The 21,563-nt window shown below is 57.2% G+C and carries 13 protein-coding genes and 2 CRISPR repeat arrays (1 of these 15 only partly in view); of the genes, 1 reads left to right on the top strand and 12 read right to left on the bottom strand.

Annotation, left to right across the window (positions count from 1 at the left end; translation table 11 throughout):
- Positions 1–291 precede the first annotated feature (291 nt).
- The 5 genes from O3648_RS02280 to O3648_RS02260 all read right to left on the bottom strand — a co-directional run bounded on the left by O3648_RS02280 (position 292) and on the right by O3648_RS02260 (position 6,421).
- Positions 292–426, bottom strand: a complete 135-nt coding sequence (locus O3648_RS02280; protein ID WP_279740630.1) for a hypothetical protein — start codon at positions 424–426, stop codon at positions 292–294.
- Positions 423–1,445 (bottom strand): hypothetical protein, encoded by a 1,023-nt coding sequence (locus O3648_RS02275; RefSeq protein WP_279740629.1) that lies wholly within the window; start codon positions 1,443–1,445, stop codon positions 423–425. Before O3648_RS02275 ends, O3648_RS02280 begins: the two co-directional genes overlap by 4 nt.
- A 581-nt stretch (positions 1,446–2,026) precedes the next feature.
- Positions 2,027–5,062, bottom strand: coding sequence for a DUF5074 domain-containing protein (locus O3648_RS02270; RefSeq protein ID WP_279754580.1), 3,036 nt, complete (start codon positions 5,060–5,062; stop codon positions 2,027–2,029).
- Positions 5,063–5,429: 367 nt separating this feature from the next.
- Positions 5,430–5,960, bottom strand: a complete 531-nt coding sequence (locus O3648_RS02265) for a hypothetical protein (protein WP_279754581.1) — start codon at positions 5,958–5,960, stop codon at positions 5,430–5,432.
- A 53-nt stretch (positions 5,961–6,013) separates the two neighbouring features.
- Positions 6,014–6,421, bottom strand: coding sequence for a hypothetical protein (locus O3648_RS02260; RefSeq protein WP_279754582.1), 408 nt, complete (start codon positions 6,419–6,421; stop codon positions 6,014–6,016).
- A gap of 140 nt (positions 6,422–6,561) precedes the next feature.
- On the opposite strand from O3648_RS02260, the gene O3648_RS02255 reads away from it, so the two are divergent.
- A complete protein-coding gene (locus O3648_RS02255; RefSeq protein WP_279754583.1) occupies positions 6,562–7,317 on the top strand; it encodes a nicotinamide mononucleotide transporter in 756 nt (251 codons plus the stop codon).
- Between the two features lie 152 nt (positions 7,318–7,469).
- On the opposite strand, the gene O3648_RS02250 is transcribed toward O3648_RS02255, so the two are convergent.
- From O3648_RS02250 to cas1, 7 genes are all read right to left on the bottom strand, one after another.
- Positions 7,470–8,534 carry an aldehyde dehydrogenase gene (locus O3648_RS02250; protein ID WP_371568149.1) on the bottom strand — a complete coding sequence of 355 codons (1,065 nt, stop codon included), beginning with the start codon at positions 8,532–8,534 and terminating at the stop codon, positions 7,470–7,472.
- Positions 8,534–11,362 (bottom strand): type I-U CRISPR-associated helicase/endonuclease Cas3, encoded by a 2,829-nt coding sequence (cas3u, locus tag O3648_RS02245; protein ID WP_371568147.1) that lies wholly within the window; start codon positions 11,360–11,362, stop codon positions 8,534–8,536. The genes O3648_RS02250 and cas3u overlap by 1 nt, the downstream gene beginning before the upstream one ends.
- A complete protein-coding gene (gene csb2 / locus O3648_RS02240) occupies positions 11,355–12,944 on the bottom strand; it encodes a type I-U CRISPR-associated protein Csb2 (RefSeq protein WP_279788637.1) in 1,590 nt (529 codons plus the stop codon). The genes cas3u and csb2 overlap by 8 nt, the downstream gene beginning before the upstream one ends.
- 1 nt (position 12,945) lies before the next feature.
- Positions 12,946–14,247 (bottom strand): type I-U CRISPR-associated RAMP protein Csb1/Cas7u, encoded by a 1,302-nt coding sequence (cas7u, locus tag O3648_RS02235; RefSeq protein WP_279788639.1) that lies wholly within the window; start codon positions 14,245–14,247, stop codon positions 12,946–12,948.
- A 341-nt stretch (positions 14,248–14,588) separates the two neighbouring features.
- Positions 14,589–14,912, bottom strand: a complete 324-nt coding sequence (locus O3648_RS02230; RefSeq protein WP_279788640.1) for a hypothetical protein — start codon at positions 14,910–14,912, stop codon at positions 14,589–14,591.
- A gap of 606 nt (positions 14,913–15,518) precedes the next feature.
- A CRISPR array of direct repeats spans positions 15,519–17,866; the repeat unit is 36 nt; unit sequence GCCTCAATGAAAGTCCCCGCCCTAAGGCGGGGAAAT.
- A 292-nt stretch (positions 17,867–18,158) separates the two neighbouring features.
- Positions 18,159–18,458 (bottom strand): CRISPR-associated endonuclease Cas2, encoded by a 300-nt coding sequence (gene cas2, locus O3648_RS02225; RefSeq protein ID WP_044141701.1) that lies wholly within the window; start codon positions 18,456–18,458, stop codon positions 18,159–18,161.
- On the bottom strand, positions 18,458–20,068 hold the full coding sequence (cas1, locus tag O3648_RS02220; protein ID WP_371568143.1) for a CRISPR-associated endonuclease Cas1: 1,611 nt from the start codon (positions 20,066–20,068) through the stop codon (positions 18,458–18,460). The genes cas2 and cas1 overlap by 1 nt, the downstream gene beginning before the upstream one ends.
- Before the next feature lie 782 nt (positions 20,069–20,850).
- Positions 20,851–21,563: direct repeats of the CRISPR family, unit length 36 nt; unit sequence CCCTCAATGAAAGTCCCTCCGAAAAGGAAGGGAAAT (it continues 2,305 nt past the right edge of the window).

Here is a 21,563-nt window from a genome sequence, read left to right as displayed (position 1 = left end):
TTTGAACCGGTGTTGCCGCCGTGAGAGGGCGGAGTACTAGGCCGCTATACGATGGGGCCGTGAGATTTAAATCTCTTTTACCAGGCCTCCCTGGCAACACATATAACTTTACAGAGGTTCTCGAAAACAACCAAATCGAAGAGCAGTGAATTGAGTCACATATTTTACATTGGGTGCAAAACCCACCGCATGGGCCCTTTTCCAGCTATGCCAGGTGCTCCCCCGACATCTGTCCAGCACCTCCACCGCACTTACCTCCGCACCCGCGGTCGGGTAATGTCGACGGCACCCTCAGCGAAGTTCAGGGGAGGGGTCAATCAGCACTGCGGTAGCCTGATTCGGGTAGCCCTGGAAAGGAATCTTAGCGGGGTTAATGGTCGTGGTGGAGGTGAACTCACCCTTGGAAACCTCAGCGTAGAACTTCACGATGGAGTACGGTCGGTTTTCGCATCAAAGATAGCAATCTTGCCAGTACCGAAGTCAGTCACGTACACCAGGTCGCGTGCCTCATCGTTCTCCATAGACAGCGCCTGGGTGCCGAACTTGACGAACTTCTTAAACTCACCGGTGCTCAGGTCATAGACGGAGATACCGGAGTTCACGCCGTCCACCCCCTGGGAAGAGACGTAAATTTCGTTCTCGGAGTGGTCAATAGTGACATCAGAGGGGCGAACCTCAACAGTGGAATCCTCGGCGCGGGTCCGGATAACCTGCTCGGTCTTAAACGTATGGGTGTTAATGACGAAGACCTTGCCGCCGGTGCGCTCAGGCACGTACAGCTTGTCACCATCAACGGTCATGTTCATACCAACGTAGCGGGTGCCACCATTGGGCGCGCCTTCGAGCTGCAGCTTGGTGACCTCGTAGGTCTTCATATCGATAGCGGACACGTAGTAGCGACCGGTGACGAACACCTTGCCGGAGTTGTGATCCACGAGCACGGAGCGGGGGTGCTCAATCCAGTTAGGGTCACTCTCGGCAATGCCGTGGTTAGTCCAAATCAACTCCATGGTGTTCTGATCGAACACAGACAGGGAGTTGTCGGTGGTATTAGTAACCCACACGGTGCCGATCACGTCATCAACAGTGATGCCGTACGCAGAAATGTAGCCAAATTCGCCGTTCTTATCCAGCTCGAAAGGAACCACTGCCACTTCTTCAATCTGAAGAGTGTCTGCATTGACACGAGCAATGGTGGAGGCGAGGTCATCGCGTGCACCCACGCCGACCATCCAGATCTTGTTGATCTCCTTAGAGTAGGCAACCTGGTACTGACCGGGCAGACCCTGGGTAATCTGGGCAATGGATGCGGATGTGTCAACAACGCGGCTCAGCGCTGCGGTAGAAGGATACGATGCGCTGATCTGGTGTGCGGTGTTCGGTGCTGCGAAGGAGCCGACGGCGAGCCCTTTCAATGCTTTAACCGAGGAGGGAGTGAGGTTCAATGTGTATCCTTCAAATATATAACGGAAGTGCTCACATGCCACAGGCGAATGCTAACAAGACACCCGTGAATATGCGGTGACATATTCGACGGCATGAAAAGCAGAAGTGTAGTAACACATAAATTTACTTACCTTCTCATCCTCAGTGTTCTACTCGTAAAATAATAAGCAACGACGTGGGCATGTTTTGTGTTTTTATAAATGACCCCCAAATTCGCCTTCAGCATCATTCGAAGGTTGATTCGTTTCCAGGGTTTTCCTTGACCTTGCGGGCGAAAACCCTGGAAACTAGGGGTATTGTGATGCTCTCATATTTACATATTAATTTAAAATTTTAGGTGAGGCGCGCCAGCAACATTCACCATGAGCCGCACATTTTCGACATTCAAAACCTATATTTTTATAGTCATGTGCATATATATAAATATGCTTTCAAACCACCCATCCAGCATTAGCCCAAGCAGATACACAAAAGGCGGGTACCCCCTCCCCCAGATTCAAAGAATCCAAAAGAGAAAATACCCGCCTTCTCACGCGTTACATCGAATCGAGCATTTAAGCCCGAAAGCTAAACGCCACGCTTATGCCTTGCGACGGCGCATCACCAGAGCAGCACCCGCGATCAGAGCCACCGAAGCGAAAGCAACCAGCGGCAGCACAGCGTTAGCACCGGTGTTCGCCAAAGCACCACGCGAAGAGCCAGCCTGCGAGGAACCAGCATCGCTCTTAGCGACCGAGGAACCGCCATTCTTCACCGCCGAACCGGACTTATCAGCCTTCACAGCATCCGGAACAGGCTTGGAGTCCGAGTTGGAATCAGACTTGGAGTCCTGTGCACCGGTCTTAGCGTCAGGCTTAGAATCAGACTGAGATGCCTGATCCTTGGAGGTCTGATCCTTAGCCTCTGCGGTGTTCTCGGACTTAGCGTCAGACTTCTTATCCTCAACCTTCGGATCAGCTGGCTTCGGCTCCTCAGCCTTCACACCGGTCACCGTCGGGTAACCCGCAAACTGAAGCGAAGTCGGGGTGATACCCACAGGAGCTGCGCTCGCGTCGGTGTCCTTCACGCCAACCTTGAACTTCAGAATCGAGTTAGACTTCAGCTGCTGAACCGATGCAGGAACGTCGTTACCCTGGCGGTCCTTGGTGGGCAGGGTGGTGTACTCGCTGGCGGTGGTGATTTCGCCGGTGGTGCCGTTGAGCACGTAGGGCAGGGTCACCTTCTCGTCGCGGTCCTTCTTATCGAGGACGAGCACGGAGCCGTCCTTGAGCAGGGTCACGTCGTTCGCGGCTGCGCCGTTCATCTCGACCTCGCCGATGACCTCGTCAGCGCGACCGTCGAAGACAGCTACCTTACCGGTGCCAAAGTCAGCCACGTACACCAGGTCGCGATCCTCGTCATGCTCCAGGGCGAGCGCCTGGGTGCCGAACTTGACGAACTTCTTGAACTCGCCGGTGGTCAGGTCGTACACGGAGATACCGGAGTTGACACCCTTCACGCCCTGGGAAGAGACGTAGATTTCGCCCAGGGAGTAGTCCACAGCAACGTCGGAGGGGCGAACCTCAACGGTGGAGTCCTCACCCTGAGTCTGGATGGTCTTCTCAACCTTGAAGGTCTTAGTGTCCACGACGAAGAGCTTGCCACCGGTGCGCTCGGGAACGTACAGCTTGCCGCCGCCCAGGAACATGTTCATGCTCACGTAGCGGGTGCCACCGTCGGGTGCGCCTTCGAGCTGAATCTTCTCAACCTGCTTGGTCTTCAGGTCGATAGCGGAGACGAAGAAGCGGCCGGTCACGAACGCCTTGCCGGACTCGTGGTCAACCAGAACGGAGCGGGGGTGCTCGATCCAGTTCGGGTCGTCTTTCTTCACACCCTCGTTGGTCCAGATGGGCTTGAGGGTCTGCTGGTCGTACACTGCCACGGAGTTGTCGATGGTGTTGGTAACCCAGACGGTGCCGTCCACGTCATCAACGGTCACGCCGTACGCGGAGGTGTAACCGTACTGACCCTTATCGTTCTTCTTCACGGGCAGCTCGGCGAATGCCTCAGTCTTCAGGGTATCTGCATCCACGCGTGCCAGGGAGGAAGCGAGGCCGCCGCGCGCACCCACGGTGGGTACGAACAGCTTGTGGTTCTTCTTGGAGTAGCCAACCTGGAACTGGCCGGGCAGGCCCTGAATGATGTTCGCAACGCTACCGTTTGCATCCACGGTGCGGTGTGCCTCGGTGGAGGGGGTGGTAGAGTCGGTTGCCTTGGTCTTCGTGGCGGTTGCCGGGTAGCCCTGGAACTCGCGGGTTTCGGGGGTGACCTGCTTGACCTGAGAGTTGTCGCCTGCGGTTGCGGTGACCTTGAACTTCAGGATGGAGTTCGCCTGAATGTCGGTGGTCTTTGCGGGTACGTCATTGCCCTGGCGGTCCTTGCCGGGCTTGCTGGTAACCTGGCTGGAGGTGCTGACGGTGCCGGTGGTGCCGTCGAGGACGTAGGGCACGGTTGCGGTTGCGCCAGCCTGCTTGTCCACAGCGACAACGGAACCGTTGGGCAGTACGACCAGGTCGTTTGCCTTGCCGCCGTTCATTGCGACCTCGGCGATCAGCTTGTCTGCTGCGCCGCCGTCAATCACACCGACCTTGCCGGTGCCGAAGTCAGAGACGTACACCAGGTCGTTCGCCTCGTCGTTGTCCAGTGCGAGTGCCTGGGTGCCGAAGGGGATGAACTTCTTGAACTCGTGGGTGGTCGCATCGTACACGGATACACCGGAGTTCTCGCCCTTCACGCCTTGCGAAGAGACGTAAATTTCGTTCTGCGAGTGGTCAATAGCCACGTCGGAGGGGCGAACATCGCCGTCCTTATCGCCCTTCACAGAGATGGTCTTCTCGACCTTGAAGGTCTTGGTGTTGATGACGAAAATCTTGCCGCCGGTACGCTCGGGAACATACAGCTTACCGCCGTCCACCAGAATGTTCATGCTGATGTAGCGGGTACCGCCATCGGGTGCGCCCTCAAGCTGAATCTTCTCGACCTTCTTAGTCTTCAGATCGATAGCCGAGACAAAGAAGCGACCGGTCACGAAAGCCTTACCCGACTCGTGATCGACACGCACCTCGCGGGGGTGCTCGATCCAGTTCGGGTCGTCCTTGCTCAGACCCGCATTGGTCCACAGCTGCTTCATGGTCGCCTGATCGTATACGGCAACGGAGTTATCGCGGGTGCTGGTCACCCACACGGTACCTTCCTCGTCATCGACGGTGATACCGTACGCACCCTCGTAGGAGTAGCCCGAGTCCCCCTTGATAATGGGCAGCTCGGCAACTGCCTCAATCTTCAGGGAGTTTGCGTCAATGCGAGCGATAGTGGAAACGTGCTCGTCGCGGTCTGCAGTGCCAGCAACCCAAATCTTGTTTGTCTTCTTGGAGTATGCGACCTGGAACTGACCGGGCAGGCCCTGGGTGATCTTTGCCATCGCCTTGTCGGTGATGGTGCGAGCGTCGCTGCTCTGGCTTGCTGCCCGGGTGGATTCTGCCGCGAACGATGCGGGGATGGTGGCAACGCCGGAAATTGCCAGTGCCAGCGATCCAACGGCGAGGCCCTTGAATGCCTTGCTTGATGCGAGCTTCATATGTATGTCCTTTTTTTCGTGGGTGTGTGTAAAGGTGCGTCTCTCCGCCACCGACAGGTGGTGAGGTGCCGTGATTTTCCTACTCTTTGCTATGGGTTTCGTGGGCCCACGAGGAAGGAAACTAGTCTTCACACAGTATTAAGTAAGGCAAACTTTAACTTACCTTCTAGGTAATACTTACTTAGCGCACAGGATTTTGCAAGATTTTAGGCATATATAACGCAAAATTTCATATGCCAGGCACAGCCTGTCACTAAAACTCCGCGATGAGCGGCAATACGGGGCATGGCAAAACCCCCGCCTCCAGCAAAAGCCAGAAGACGGGGGTTCCACACACCCCAACACACGGTGCCGAGGTGACTAAAAATTAGGAGACATACGAGAAGTCAGTGAACAGCAGGTTCTGCAGCTTGTAGCGGCGAATGAAACGAGCCAGCTCCTCATGAGAAACCGGTGCGGTCGGGTTGAACACGCCCGAAGAATCCAGCACGATGTCGTTCGCGCCAGCCCACGCAACGTAACGGTGCAGAGTACCGGCACCGAGCACGTCGCGAAAACGAGAACCAGCAGCCTCGTTCATTTCAGTCAGCTGAACCTCCGCGTTGTACTGGAACAGCACAGCCGCCAGCTCCTCGTGAGAAACCGGTGCGGTCGGGTCAATCTTGTCGCCACCAGTGAGCGGCTCGGTGATCTTGTGGTCACGAGCCCAGTGCAGCGCATTCGCGGTCGGACGGCCTGCCGCACCCGCGAAGGGGGCAACCTCAGAGTTTTCGCTCACACCAGCGTGACCTGCAGCGTGGTTCAGCAGAGCAATAAGCTCCTCATGGGGCACATGGCAGTCCGGCTCAAACGCGCCAGTCTGCGGGTTCGGCATCAGCCACTTCTTCTGGTTCGCCATGCTGATATCCTCAGCGAACGGGTGGCTATCCGGAATATCCTCGAAAGAAGTCTTCAGGTCTTAGTCTCAGCCAAGGGAACACGCGCAGCAATCTGGTGGGTAACCTCCTGACCCCACGGGTCGGAGCAAATATCCAGCCGCAGGGCGTAATCAACGCCCTCACCCTGCATCAGCTCGATGGGGAACTGGTCGCTACCGCTGAAGCTGTCAGCGTCACCGTCAAATTCGGGGGTGAGCGGCCAGGAGCGGAGGGTTTCGAAAGAGTCGTTACGAATGTAGCCGTGGCGTACGGTCAGAGTGGTGCCTTCGCTAAGGAATTCGCGCAGACCGTGTGCAGTGTAGTTCACGGTCATACCGGTTTCAGTGATGGTGGCACGCTGAATAACGAGGCGCCGGCCTTTAGTTTCCTCGGTTGCCGGGGCAAGGTTTGCCGGAAGTTGGTATGGGGTCTGGAGGGGCACAGGGTTTTCTTTGTATCAAGATGCGGAGTCAGTGGGTTTCTGATGTTTTATGTGTGACACGCCGGTTCAAATCCTTTTCAAAGAGTTATTGTTATTGGTACCCTATCACTGTTTCTATATCCTCAACAAAGGAGTTACCCATGGAGGCCAAGGAATTCTCATACGAGAAGGCTCTCCTCTTTTTCGCCAAGTCTAAGTACGCCGACCTTTTCGGCGTAGCACTGGTTATCGCCATCGCAATCGCCTCAGGATACCTGAGCACCAACCTCGCCAAGTACGTTGACTGGGGCCCGATCACGAGCTTCATCCCCCTCGGCTTGATTTCCGTGATTAACGTGGGTATTTCAATGATGTCTACCCGCCTGACCGGCCGCCTCTCAAACGTCGGCAACGTGCTCGGCATTATTAACACGGCGCTGTCTGGCGCGATTGACTATATTCTGGGCAATAAGGCAGCAATCATCACCTACCCGGTGACCTTTATCGTGTACACCTTCGCAATTCGTAGGTGGCAGAACTCCGAACGCGGCAAGGCAATGGAACCACTGACCGGCACGAAGGGGCAGCTGATTATTGGTGGTATTGTGGCCGGTTCGTTCGCGTTCTCCCTGATTGCGAACTATGTCGGTTACGGCGGCAAGACCTCGTTCCTGTTCTGGATCACGACCGTAGTGTTTGGCCTGTCCCTGTCAGCAAACATTCTGAACGCGCTCAAGCTCACGATGCAGTGGCAATTCTGGTTCCTGTACAACACCGTGCAGTGCATCAAGGCGCTGACTCAGGGCAACTTCGCGAACGTCGGCAAGTACATCTTCTACATCATCAACAGCGTGGCGGCGCTCCTGCTGTGGACCCGAAATGGTACCGCAGCCAAGGGTACCGTGGCGGTGGCGTAAGGGGCGGTTCCCTAGCGCACCAGCTACCGCATATCCACCCAGCAATATGTAGGCACTCATAATAGGTAGGGAGGGGCCCTCCGGTCATTCAACCGGAGGGCCCCTCCCCTGCATTGTGCGGGCATATTTGCCAGCTTCGATAAGCGGCTAGGTTAGCCCAGCGGAATCGCGCTACCCTTCAGAACCTGACGCTCAGGAGCCGAGTCACTACCCACCTTCGCGATGGGGAAAGCAACAAACGCCTGAACACCCTTCTCACGAAGGATCGCTTTCTCATCCGCCAGCTCGGACACGAAAATGTCAGAGCTCAAAGAGCCGCGTTCCATCGCCTTACCGACCTCGTCAACCACCCTACGGTAGGGGTGGCTGCGCAGCACAGTTCGCAGCCGGGCGGGCGTAACCCTTCCGGAGGATACCGGAAGCACCATGAGCCGCGGATGCAAAGCGTTGTACGGGTACGCACCGGGGGTCATGCCAATCCGGTGGATCTGGTGAATCACCGGGAAGTTCGCAATACCCACCAGCGCGCAGAAGGCGAGCGCAGTATCGGTCGGCTGCGGGACGGTGAAACCGGTTCCGGTTCGGGAGTCCGGCTTATTATCCAGCGAGTCGTACAGGGTCTGCCCGGTAATGCCGCTGAGCATCGCGGAAGGTTCCCAGGTGGCCAGGTCCGCGCACATCAGGCGCAAGCGGTGTTTAATGAACTCCTGGCCCTTGTTGCGGGTCTTCATCTCCCAGCGAGACGCGCCGTGGTCGGGGCGAGGGGCCTTGGCTTCAAAACGCCAGTATGCCGGTTCACCCAGGCCAGCAATCCACAGAAGGGACAGCAGGTCGTCACGTTCCGTCAGCGCATCTAGATGAGCCTGTCGGGTCTTCTGGTGAGAGGCCCAATCATCCGGGTACTTCTCTGCGTCAATTCCGCGAATACGCGGTGAGAACGGGGAGAAAACAGCGGTTTCCTTACCCGCACCGTAGGACTGGTCGACGTTCACCCAGCTACCGTCAGCGGCCAAGGAAGAAACGTAAGAGTGCACACACTCGGCAATTTCTTCTTCTGACACGCCTTCAGCATGCATCTGGGCGCGAGGCTGACCCTCCTGAGACCAACCGACAGTGACGGTTCCGGGGTGTTTCTGCTCAACCATCAGAGACAGCCCGTAGAGGGCAAAATGGGTCAATGCCGAGGTGTAGTCACCGGCTATAGTCAGCGTTGCCATTAGTGTCCCTCCCGTGAAATCTGGGCGTCTGCTGCGCGCTCAACGGCCTCAAGGTAGGCGGTAGCGTACGGGCCGTAGGTGCGGCTCGTCTGCTCCATGAGGTTGTCCCAGTAGCCGTCGTTGAAGAGTCGGGTCGCCTGTTCCTTGAGCGCTTCGTAGTCCGTTCCCTCGGGCAGGTAGCCTTCCTTGAGCAGGAAGCCTGCGTCATGAGCGAAGGAGAACCGGCCGTGACCGTGACTGCAGCCAATGATGCGCAATACCAGGTCGCGGTGCTCCCCCACCTTTTCGGGGGAGGCCGCAACCATGAGCGCAGACAGCTGCTCGTGACGCCAGCCCCTCGGCAGGGCGCTACGGCTACGGGCGCGGTACGCCTCTGCTACGGAACGGTGGCCGCTCTTTGCAAGAGCGTCCGCATCCGGGTCTGCACCTAGCATCTGCTGGAAGCGCAGGTCGCGTTTGCCTTCGTCGTGGTACTTTGCAGCCAGTTCCAGTACCTCCGAGAATTCCGGTGCCAGGCCGAGGTTCTCGGCAAGCTGGCGTGTACGCTCAGCAACATCGTTCTGGTGGTCGTCCAGAAGAACGGGACCAGCCAGCACCAACTCCTGAGCAATATCGGAACCTTCAACAGACTCTTCGTCGTCGGTCACGTCGGCGTACCAGGCGATAACCTCTTGACCGTCCTCGGCCTCGGTAGAAAGTTCAGAAGCAATCACCTTCTGGCCGTCCAAAGCTTGGCTATCGAGCAATTCTGCTGCTTCTTCGGGTGAGAGGCCCAGGTATTTCCTGAAGCGTTCCTCACGGTCCGCGCACTTCTCGTACACGTAGAGGGTGCCGTTGAGGAAAGGCACAGTCTCCAGCTTGTCCTTCGTGGAGGGAAGCTCACGCTGAGTCACGGCAATGCCTTGGTTCGTGAACGGAACACTGCCCGTGTCAAGAAGCAGGACGTCACCGGGGGCCAACGACTGGTTACTCTCATCACCGTGGTCAGCATCTTGCCACAGGGAAATTTCACCCTGACGGTAAAGGAATTTACGCGGCTTCACGCCGTGCTCATCCTGGTAGTCCAGAATCTCCTGGAGAATCTTTAGATTCGCGGGGAAGGTTTCCCGGTCGCTCGGTGCAAAGTAGCTGGTCTTGAGAATCTCCATTGCGGCAGAAGTGTTGCTCGGCAGGTTATCGCGCACAATAACACCGCCCATTGCGGTTTCTGCATCCAGGGAGTCGTGCAGCCACAGGTCAAGTTCCGGCTCATCGTAGGGATTCTCGTCGGTACGCGAGAATTCCAGCAGGTCAGGCCATTCCGGGCGCTGGTAGAGCAGGCGCTCCGGGGAGGACTGTACCGGCGGGTTCTTGACCATTGCGGCGGGGTTCACCGACGGGTTCTCAGCACCGTTGAGCGCTTCGAGCCAACCATACGCATTGCTCAGGTCGACCGCCTTGTAGGGAGGCGCGTCCTTCTTTACCAAGTCACCGCTCGCAGGCTCAATAACGACGACCTTAGAATCCTTACGGCAACCCAGACGGTTAACACGGCCGAAGCGCTGCGCCAAGGAGGAAGCCGGAGCCAGCTCGGTCACCAGGTCAGCAAAGTCAACGTCAATACCGACTTCGAGAGTCTGGGTGGCCACAACAACCTTCACGGACTTATCGCCTTCGGTAGTGAAGAGCTCGCGGTGCTTGTTCTGTAGCTTTTCCAGATCCGAGGGGCGCATGCGTCCTACGAGAAGCTGGACCTCATCCTCTGCCAGATCCTTAGCGAGTTCCTCCTTGATGGAGATAGCCGTCCGCACATGGTTGACAATACAACCGACAGTGTGGGCTACCTCCGAACCTTTACCCGCCTCACGGTGAGCAAGCCGCTCCATAATGGCGTCCACAGCGGCATTCACGGTCGCAGGGTTACCGGGCTTACCATCCCACTTATCGATGGGGCGGAGCACCAGTTCCTTATGCGAGTAGACACGGTCGCGCAGCTTTTCATCATTCGGGCTATCGAGGGCCTCAATGTCAACGCCCAAGGTGGTTGATTCGCTGTCCTCAGTGGAGGGAGTAGCGGTCGTCTCAACCACCTGCAGGGTGGGAACACCCAGGTTGACCTCGCGCTTCTGCAGCTCGGCAATACGCTGAGTGGTGTGTAGCAGCTGACGGTTCATATGTGCCTCGTCGAGCACCATGACGGTGTCCATAGCCAGCAGAGCGGTCTCACGCGGGCGGGCAGCCTTAGTGCTGCCGTAGCCACGGAAGAGTGCTCGCGAACCGTACATATCGGGGGTTGCGGCGATGATTGCGCAGGCCGAAATGTCGGTGACCGGCAGGTTGCGGTTCGAGAGTTCGCCACGGATGTGACCAGTCTCGAAGGGTTTGCTCCCCTTCTCGTTGTTGCGGGTCTGGAAGCTCTGGAGAGCTTCCGCAACCCTACGCAGAATACCGGGCTCGCCGGATTCATCAGCGAGTGCCTTCTCCATACATTCGAGAATCTTGTCGGCTCGGGTTGCCTGGCTATCGACCAGCGCACGACGTCCCACGGTCACACAGAGGCGACGGGGAACGCGCGGCGCGGCGCCAACTGCGGCGAGCGCATTCGCGAAGAGGTGGATATCCACCACGGAGGACTTACCGGAGCCGGTCGGCGCGTTAATACGTTCCGGCCATACGCCGTGCTCGCAAATGTGGTCGAGTACCTCTTCCTGCCAGCTGAAGGGGTAGCGCTTTTGCTTTTCCTTGGGTGCTTCGTTAGGTGCACTGTTAAGCGCGGCATCAAGCGCGGCAAAGAAGGCACCGAACTCTTCACGAGTGATGGAGGGCAGCGTGGTAGCGCGGCTAGTCATGCTCTTCCTCCTTCTTGTGACGGTCGTATTCTTCGGTGGGCACGTCAAACGGAACCAACAGACCGCCGCCCATGTGGCGGGACTGGCCGATGGCTACGAGGGTCGTGTCAGTTGCTAGGTTGCCGAGGTCTACGATGCCGCGCCACGGCTCTGCGGGCAGAGTGCGGGGCAGCTTGTAGGCGTAGGCGGCGGGGTTCTGGGTTACACGGTGGGCTTCCAGAACCTTGGCTTCAGCCGTTTCCTCGACCTGATCCCTCAAGCTACGAATTCGTTCGCGTGAGGTTTCAGCCTCGGGCGCTTCGAAGCTGTCACGCCACACGTAGGCCATGGAAAGCAGAGCGGCGTCTGCGAAGGTCCAGGCCTTCGTCTCAGCCTTCTTCGGGCGGTTGAAAACGCGCGATTCGGGAACGGCCGCGCTGAGAGTACGCCACAGGCGCTTGTACCCGGTCTTGGGAGCATCCCAGAACCCCTGCGCGGGCAGGCGCTTCTGGCGAAGCTTCACGGTCAGTCGGGGGAAGTCCTGAGCGTAGAGGGTTTCTACGCTCCTGAGTGCGATACCGAGTTCTACAGCTTCATCGGTCGGGGCACTTGTCGGGACCAAGATGAGCAGGGCTCCCTGAGACTTCACCTCACGACGCAGATAGTCGGGCAGGTAGCGGGCAGGCAGGTACTGCAACGCCAGGCTGTTGGCGGGCTTGTGCCCCTTGGGGTACTTGCCGGTGATGAGGCTGGGCGCGCCGAATCCTGCGGCAGCTACGAGAGCCTTGTGCAGCAGGGAGCATGCCTTGACGTACTGTGCGGGCTTCAGCTCTTCACCATCTACTTCGAGGAGCCACAAGTATTCCCAGGGGCTAGTGGAGGTTTCAGCCTCCACAGGCTGGTACTTAATGGATCCGAGACCTGCGGTGGGTACCGATGAGGGGCGCATCGTGTCGCTCGCTGCGGTCTTGTCGCCTGCCTTGGTGGGAACCTTGGCGGGGTACGCTTCTGAGTGAGCACGCATGAGCGCGTCGATTCGACCGGGTACGGGCACGCGGACGGGCATGCCGCCGGCTTCGAAGGGGCCCGACTTAGTGTCGATGGTGTGGGTGGGTTCCACGTCTCCGGTGTAGAGGGCGGTGAAGCTGCTGGCTTCTCCGAGGGAAGGTACTTCGCCGCAGAGCTGGGTGATGGTTTCCGCGATGTCTGCGGGCACCTTGTCGTACTGCCAGCCAATGGTGTCGGATACTGCCCAGCCGTCGGATACGGCGCGACGTTCGGTCTGCCGCCCATCCTTGGTGGAGCGCGCTACCTCGCGGTACATAAATCGGCTCATCTTGTTGGGTGAGCGGTACACGGGGCACATGTCGGGAAGCTGTAGCCCGGTCGGGGGGTTCTCCTCAAGCCATTTGAGAGCCTTGAGAGATTCTTCCGAGGGGGCCAGTTGCCCTTTTTCGATAATTGCGTGAGGTCCCTGCGCGGCCGCGCTGAGAAGTGCGGCCTGCAAGCGGGCAGGGTCGGGGAAGGCATCGGGGCTTCCGTCCGCCTTGTGGCCCTGGTATACGCCGAGCGGGAACCTCGCGAGAATTCCGAGGTTCGTCATATTATTCAGCGTCCTCCGCGGTGGCGTTCTTGATGATGATGGGGTTGCCGTCGACGTTGAAAGTCTGGCCATTCCAGTCAGCCACGCCAGCCTTCTTGGCGTTCTCGATAGCCTCGAGGAGCAGCTGGTCGGTGTGTTCAACGGTCAGGGGTGCGAAGGGCTTCTTCTCACCGAAACGCTGGTCGAGGGTTACGACAGGGGCGGAGGATTCGATCAGGTCGCAGTTAGCACGGATGTAGAGTTCACGCTCCGCACGGGCAATGGCGTTGAGGCCGAGTGCGGCAAGGAGTGCACGGGCAGCAACGTTCTTGTTTTCGTCCTGACCGAAGCGCAGCTGGCGCAGGCTAGCGAGGCTCAGAACCCAGGAACGGATGATACGGCGGCAAGCGACACCGCCAATTTCCTCAACCGAAGGCGGGATGCTACCCAGACCGAGATGGGATGCAGAGATACGGTCGTCAGCCTTGGCGGTCTTTACTTCCTTGCGACGCGCGGCAACGTTCTTGGCGCTCAGTTCAGCTTCCTGGTCATCGACGAGAGAGCTAAGTTCCTTAGCGCCAAGCTTTACGCTGGCGGCTACAGCGTCAACACGAGCACCGCTACGACGTGCCTGCTGCTCTTCACCAGTACGCTTCTGATCAGCGAGGACGCCGATGATTTCACCGACGAGGGCGCTGCGCAGGCGGACCTGGTTGCTCTTGCGGGTGGAGTCCCATGCACCGAAGAGGAGCGCCGCGGGGGCGGTGTTCAGCAAGGCACTCATATCTGCAGGCGTGCAATTGCGCAGTGCACGGTAGTCGTCGTTTTCAGTGATGAGCTTGCCGTCGATGGTGCCGGCGCGGAAGTGGCCGTCGAAGATTCGGTGGGAGAGCTCCATGTCGGTGTATTCGACGGGGCCGTTTTCGGTCTGGTAGGTGACGACGGCGCGGGGAATCTTGACGACTGCTTCGTCGCCGTACTGGCGGCCCTGTTCGATGGCGGCTTCTGCGCGGTTGAGTTCGGACTGCTTGCTGTCAATGAGGACGACGGTCTGAGGCTTACCCTTGGCGACCTTCTTGGTAGTCTTGGATTCTTCCTTCTTCTTGCGTTCGTCCTGGTTCTCAGTCTTCCCTGCGATGTAGCGGGTCTCGTACACAAAAACGGACTTAGCAGCCTGCCCCTTGCCATCAACGTACTTGGCGGGTGCTACGGATGCGTGGGGGCCTGCTGCGGGTTCGAGTTCGGTGCTGGAGGTGATGACGGAGCCGCCGCCGAGCTTGACGTTCTCGATGAGGTCGGCGAGGGTAATGATGTTCTGGGACATGATTGTCTCCTTAGGTAGTGTGTGCACATCTCGCATCGATGCGTGGGTTGTGCACGATTTTTTTGTTGTATAGCTTTAAGCTACATCGGTTTCCCGAATGGTGCGCGCGTTTTCGTCACGCCGCTACTTCAAGGACGGTAATGCCCCTGAAACTGCACTGTAACCGCCTTGTTTAGGCACTATTCAGCGCAGCATCAGGGGCATTTAGTTGCATAAGCTGGTCAGTATATAGAGAAGGCTAGAGTCTGGCCCTGTTTTCTTGCTATACTCTGGGATTGATTCTGCTGCAACAGAACTCAAAACACCTCGCTTATTGCGGTATCAACGTACTTCAAAGCCGCCTACTGCGTTTCCGTCGTGGTGGGCGGCTTTTCTTCACCCGAAGAAATACTCACGGTAACGTTGCTCCCAGCCGGCAGAAGCGAGAAGATCTGCGTCCGGTGATTCGTGAGCGCAATCTGAGCTTCCGTATTGCCTCGGTTTGAGAGTACGACCAGAGTTTTCTGTCCACCCAAATCTTCAATATTGGGAACCTCCCGCATCGTCTCATCACAAGGGCCGCCCTTGGCGCGATTCTTCCTAGTCCATGCCTTATATACTCCCAACAACAGGTCTGCCAAGATGAGCGACAGCGTGTTCAGCACCAGGTCTGCAAAAATATCCATCGGTTTTACCTCCAGACAACTGCCCGGGTCAATCCTCATGCAGGATGCGTGAGGCACCAGCCGGTCAAATTTTGTATATCTCGAGAATACACCAGATTTTTAAATTTCTTAACAGTTCCAAGTAAAAAATCCGCATCTCATCGGTAACATGCGTACCGAGGAGATGCGGACTGGAAAGAAAGCTCCCAGAGTTTTTTTACGACTCCGAGAGAATAGGGTCAGCTAGCTTTCGGCTGTTGTAACAGGTCCAACCCTCAATGAACACCAGCGCGTGAGGGCGCTGAATCTGGAAATGGGAGACATGTCGCCGCAAGCTAAAATCAGTTGACTCCATCTATTATCCCGTCTTTGCTATCCGTCCGCAATCAGACCAACCTCCTCTGTTTCCACAACTTATAGCGCAGGTGCTTCTGAGTTGGCTATGTCGCGGATTCACTCCGTTATCAGCTGGGCCACTGAGCTGAGTCTACGACCAACATCGGTAGCCATCTCCGCTTTTCTGCACTCTGAAGTTTTTAAGAGAGAAGAGCCCCGGTCTAGACACCAGGGTGGTTTCTAAACCGGGGCTACGCAACCCGCGCGAGATTTCGCGATTCATGCTCAGAATCGCAATGAAGATTCCCCACCCGATGGTGGAGAAATGCTGAGTGCACCCGATGTTACGGAGACAACTGCCTGGCCTCAATGAAAGTCCCCGCCCTAAGGCGGGGAAATGCGCCTTCTCAGCATCCTTACGTTCCTTGTACTGCTTGCCTCAATGAAAGTCCCCGCCCTAAGGCGGGGAAATGATGACGAAGAACATGTGGGTCCGTTCAGTCGGCCCGCCTCAATGAAAGTCCCCGCCCTAAGGCGGGGAAATACAGGCTCACCAACTGGGCACACCACGTCGATACCGAGCCTCAATGAAAGTCCCCGCCCTAAGGCGGGGAAATCCGTAGCGAGCGAGCAGTTCAGTGAAGCGGGCTCCGCCTCAATGAAAGTCCCCGCCCTAAGGCGGGGAAATGCCTTTGAGTTGGAGTACCTCGAGGAAGTCGTCTTTGCCTCAATGAAAGTCCCCGCCCTAAGGCGGGGAAATGCCCGCATGGGCCGCGCGTTCAACACCAGCCTTGTGCCTCAATGAAAGTCCCCGCCCTAAGGCGGGGAAATTTTGCCCCCTTCATCCTCTACTACTGAATCTTCCTTGCCTCAATGAAAGTCCCCGCCCTAAGGCGGGGAAATGGGGCGCGGTTGCGCAGCGTCTTCACTCATTCCGTGCCTCAATGAAAGTCCCCGCCCTAAGGCGGGGAAATTTGAGGTTACTCTTAGGCTTGTTATCGGGTAGCCAATGCCTCAATGAAAGTCCCCGCCCTAAGGCGGGGAAATCTCAGAGTCACCCGCCGTATCCAGCTCCTCATCACTAGCCTCAATGAAAGTCCCCGCCCTAAGGCGGGGAAATGGCTACCTCCTGAAGCACATGGACCCGAATTCACCGCGCCTCAATGAAAGTCCCCGCCCTAAGGCGGGGAAATGCAAGTGACCGTAATCGTGAAGCTCCTAGATTTGGGGCCTCAATGAAAGTCCCCGCCCTAAGGCGGGGAAATCCATTTGCGGTGTGCCAGAGCGTCACCACCTCTCCAGCCTCAATGAAAGTCCCCGCCCTAAGGCGGGGAAATATTCGAGGTAACAATGACCGCGCCAGGTGCCGCCAAGGCCTCAATGAAAGTCCCCGCCCTAAGGCGGGGAAATCCTTGCGGGCATTGCCGTGTACGCTTCACTGAATCAGCCTCAATGAAAGTCCCCGCCCTAAGGCGGGGAAATCTGGAGCAGGCCATCGTGAACGGTGATTTCGTGGTGTGCCTCAATGAAAGTCCCCGCCCTAAGGCGGGGAAATTGCGGGCGCTATGAGATTACCTCACAGTTTATAGTGCCTCAATGAAAGTCCCCGCCCTAAGGCGGGGAAATGCGGGTATTGCGCATTGCCGTGTGCATCGTGCTGATTCGCCTCAATGAAAGTCCCCGCCCTAAGGCGGGGAAATTCTTACGGCCTCCTGCCTGGGTAGTGACAACGCGGCCTCAATGAAAGTCCCCGCCCTAAGGCGGGGAAATCTGGCAACCGGAAAGGTTCGCGTCGCTCCTCCTGCCGAGCCTCAATGAAAGTCCCCGCCCTAAGGCGGGGAAATCTAGTCTGCATCGGTGTACTCCGCTCCTGCATATTTCGCCTCAATGAAAGTCCCCGCCCTAAGGCGGGGAAATAAGGCTGGAGATTGCGGGGAAGGGGCGGTGGCATCCGCCTCAATGAAAGTCCCCGCCCTAAGGCGGGGAAATCCCTGTATCCGATCTCGCCCGCTGCTCCCACAACCTGGCCTCAATGAAAGTCCCCGCCCTAAGGCGGGGAAATTCCCTCTTACCCCGGGGTAAACCACCACACCTGTACGCCTCAATGAAAGTCCCCGCCCTAAGGCGGGGAAATGCGGCGGCGAGATTGTTATCGCCCAGTCTGTGCCTGCCTCAATGAAAGTCCCCGCCCTAAGGCGGGGAAATAACTCGGCAGTGTAGCCGTAAGGAACTTCAACCTTGCCTCAATGAAAGTCCCCGCCCTAAGGCGGGGAAATTTCGGCAAAACAGACGGTGACATTGGCCAAAAAATGGTGCCTCAATGAAAGTCCCCGCCCTAAGGCGGGGAAATCTTGCCATTGACCTGCAGGTGCGCTGTACGGGTGTAGCCTCAATGAAAGTCCCCGCCCTAAGGCGGGGAAATCTGTATGGTGTGCCGGCTAGTTTTTGGTGGGTGCGGCCTCAATGAAAGTCCCCGCCCTAAGGCGGGGAAATGGCACCCCCCTACCCCGGCACACACTCCCCCATCAGGCCTCAATGAAAGTCCCCGCCCTAAGGCGGGGAAATTTCAGTTGAGTTTCGGGGCGTCTGTTGCTGTGTGGGCAGCCTCAATGAAAGTCCCCGCCCTAAGGCGGGGAAATAGCCACCCGAAACTGACTCGCAATTATGCGGCAGAAACGGGTGCTTTGCGAGAACCTCGCGGCAGGCCTACACAAAAAGTATACCCAAGTAGCCATTTAAGCATTTAAACACTATTGACAAGCCAAAACATCACGCGAGCGACACGCCAAGATTACGTCACGTGCCAGGTTCTCGCGGAGACAGACAAAGCCTCCAAAGGCCATTATCCCCACCTCTACTACCAGTCCGCAATCGAACTCGTCATTCCTCCACTCCCCCGCCGCGCGTCGCTAGCGAATGAGCAACACGCGGCTAGAGAATGAGCGCATCCGATTCGGTTACCTCGCGCGCCCGGCCAATGTAGCTGAAGGTCGGCTCGTCAAGCCGGGCCAGCAGCCCCAGGTCGCAGAAGAGCACTGAGTCCTCGTCCGGATCGATGAGTTCCTGAACCTCGTCTTTGATGCGTCGCACCTTGGCGGGGGCCGCATCCACAATAAAGACGCTGTACTGGATACGGTCCCCATAACTGAGAATGAGCTTGGCCAGCTTGGCGCGCCGCCGGTCGCTGGGCACGTCGTAAGCGATAAGTGTTCGTCGGGCGTCGTCACGCATTATCGTACGGTCACCCCCGTGTACTCGCGGGTAGTTCCGTTAATTACGCCCAGGAGCATGCGGGCTTGCACCTCAACAGCGCGGCGCCACGTCACCGAATACCCGTAGGTGGGGTGGGTAATCTCCGTGGCCATTCGCTTCTCGAACGCGGCGATGACAGTCTTCCGTCCTTCGGGTGTGAGCCGGTAGCTGCCACCAACCGCGGTGAAGTGCGCCGCTTTAACCTGCTTCCTATTGATAAGAGACACCACCACAGAATCCGCGATGACGGCACGGAACTCTTCCATGAGGTCAAGAGCGAGCGCCGGCTTGTTGCGGGAGCTGCTGTGCAGGAACCCGGCGTGAGGGTCGAGCCCGCACGTGAGGATGGCGCGAATACATTCTGAGCTGAGCAGCCCGTAGGCGTAGTTCAGCAGAATGTTGATGGGGTCGTTAGCGCCTCTCCCCTGCCGCCCGGCCCAGGTCCAGCCGAGTTCGGTGAGCACGTCTTCTTTGAGCATGGTCGCGAAATTGCCGAAGTAGAGCGAGGCGGCTTCACCTTCGATGCCGAGCAGTTCCGGGATTGAGGTAGCTTGCGGCGTGTGCTTCTGGATGTCTCGCATGGTGCGGCATACATCTGCGGCGTGGCCGTTGCGGCGCAGCAGGGTCGCTTGGTTTGAGATTTTGCTGGCAATCATGGCGGCCGCTATGGGCAGGTGCCCCTGCGCTGAGAGGACATGCTGTTGCACGCGGGCCAGTCCATTCGGTCCGGTGCCGGGTTGCGACCAGCCGTAGACTCGGCCGGTACTGGAGCACCAGATGATGGTGCAGTTGCGCCACATGAGTTCTCGTAGAAGCGCAGAGGAAACGTCAATGTTTCCGTGGACCACGAGGCTGTGCACACGTTCGAGGGGTACGCTGCTGATTGTTTCACCGAGGTGCTGCACGATGAGGCGTCCTTGCTGGACGGTCGCTCTTGATCCTTGCGTGGTGAGGTGCGCTACTTGGCTGTCGGGGTTGCTGGCGACGACGCGTGTAATGTTTGCTTTTCCGTGGGATTCGTCGGGTAGGCACACCGAGATGTGGGAGCACCAGCTACAGCGAGGTGAGTCTTCGAGGGGTTGCGGTGCTGTCGGGTTGTCGATGAGTGCGCGGGTGGTGTGTACGTATTCTTCTGCGGTGCGGATGTCTTCGTCTGAGATGTCGACGGGCACGGTTTTGTTGTGGTTGGTGAAGTGCACCGCGCATTCGCTGACGGTTTCGCCGGCTTCTTCGAGGCAGATTTTCTGAAGGGCAAGCTGCACCCTGTGGGCGGGCGTGACGGATGCGTTGCGGCGTACGGGTGTTGCTTTGTATTCGATGATGCGGGTAGAACCGTCTTCTTGGGGTTCGATGGCGTCGCATCGTCCGGTGAGCCCGAGGCGTGTTGATGAGATGGTGACTGCGCGCTGTTGTGCGCCGCGGGATGTTTTGGGGTCGTCGACTCGTTTGTGGGCGGATTGCCCTTCTTGCATTTGCGAGGTGTCGGTCTTTTCGCCATTGGATTCGATCCATGCGCGGCGGGGGCAGTACACGGTGTGCATGACGAGTGAGATAGGAAGTTCGTCGCCTGCACTGTAGTGGGTAGACATCGGTGTCTCCTTGGTGTGAGCGAATATGGTGGGCAGTCAGCTTTGGCTGCTTGGTTTTGAGGTTAGCACTGCGACGGATTGTTTTGGCTTATCAGCGAGTTTATGACGCTATTCTGGCGTGTTGAGTTTTCTGCTTGGATGTGTGGAGTAGGCAAGTAGCAGCTGGCTGGTGGGGTTTGCGGTTGGTGTTTTAGCCTGGTTGCTTCCTGCGCGGCAAAAAGGAAAAGCTCCGTTTCTGAATTGTGGCGGGTCCAGGAACGGAGCAGGAATAGGTTAGGGAAAGTCCCTACAAAGGCTGTAGGGAAATCGCTGAGTTGAGAATCTTTCATTATTCGCCTTGACCTCAATGCCTTAATGAATGGCCCTACAAAAAAGGTAGGGAAATGGGCGCTTAGCCAAAGATAATCTCTGCGGCCTCTTCGCCTCAATGAAAGCCCCTCCCAAAAGGAAGGGAAATAGGCGAGCCACACGCTCATCTCGTCGCGCATCTTCTTGCCTCAATGAAAGCCCTTCCAAAAAGGAAGGGAAATGCAGCGGCATGTGCAACGGCGTTCATCTGGACTCAGCACCTCAATGAAGGTCCCTACAAAATTGTAGGGAAATCCCTCTCCCCCGAAGCCTTGCCGCCATGTGGAGCGAGCCTCAATGAAAGCCCCTCCAAAAGAAAGGGAAATGAGATACCCAATTTCTGGGAGCTGCCCGGTCACGAGCCTCAATGAAAGTCTACACCTCAAGGTGCAGAACAAGCGGTCCCACAGTCATCTTGAAGGGATATTAATCTGTCTTATTGAAAGTCCCTCCAAAAAAGGAAGGGAAATGACCGTCCACAAACTCAGTGCTGGCGACGGTTACAAGCCTCAAAGAAAGCCCTTCCGAAAAGGAAGGGAAATGCGGGCCAGGTAGAAGCGTCGAACCCCATTACGGAGTGCCTCAATGAAAGCCCCTCCAAAAAGGAAGGGAAATTACCGCAATCGACCCTAAAGATGACGGCGACATCCGCAGGCCTCAACGAAAGTCCTTACGAAATTGTAAGGAAGTACCAACTTTAACCTTTAGACTACCATCCTGCATATGCCATGCCTCAATGAAAGCCCCTCCAAAAAGGAAGGGAAATCGCGCAGATGGTGCAGATTAGCGCGTATCCCTATGAGCCTCAATGAAAGCCCTTCCCAGAAGGAAGGGAAATACCGAACCTCAACTGAAGTTCGGGGCGTCTGTTGCTGTGCCTCAATGAAAGCCCTTCCCAGAAGGAAGGGAAATGTCTGTCCTCTGCGCTATCGCATTCTTCATCAACCGCCTCAATGAAAGCCCTTCCCAGAAGGAAGGGAAATCTGCGTTGGCTCGTGAGGGCATGCTCGGCGAATCTGACCCTCAATGAAAGTCCCTCCGAAAAGGAAGGGAAATGCGTGAACTCCGAAGTCAGACATACAGGGAAGAACATCCCTCAATGAAAGTCCCTCCGAAAAGGAAGGGAAATAACGCACTGACAAGGGAA

Source organism: Rothia sp. 27098_8_161 (assembly GCF_041432905.1).
Classification (GTDB): Bacteria; Actinomycetota; Actinomycetes; order Actinomycetales; family Micrococcaceae; genus Rothia.
The sequence above is the reverse complement of the archived record's forward strand: the minus strand, read 5'-3'. Positions and strand labels throughout refer to the sequence as shown.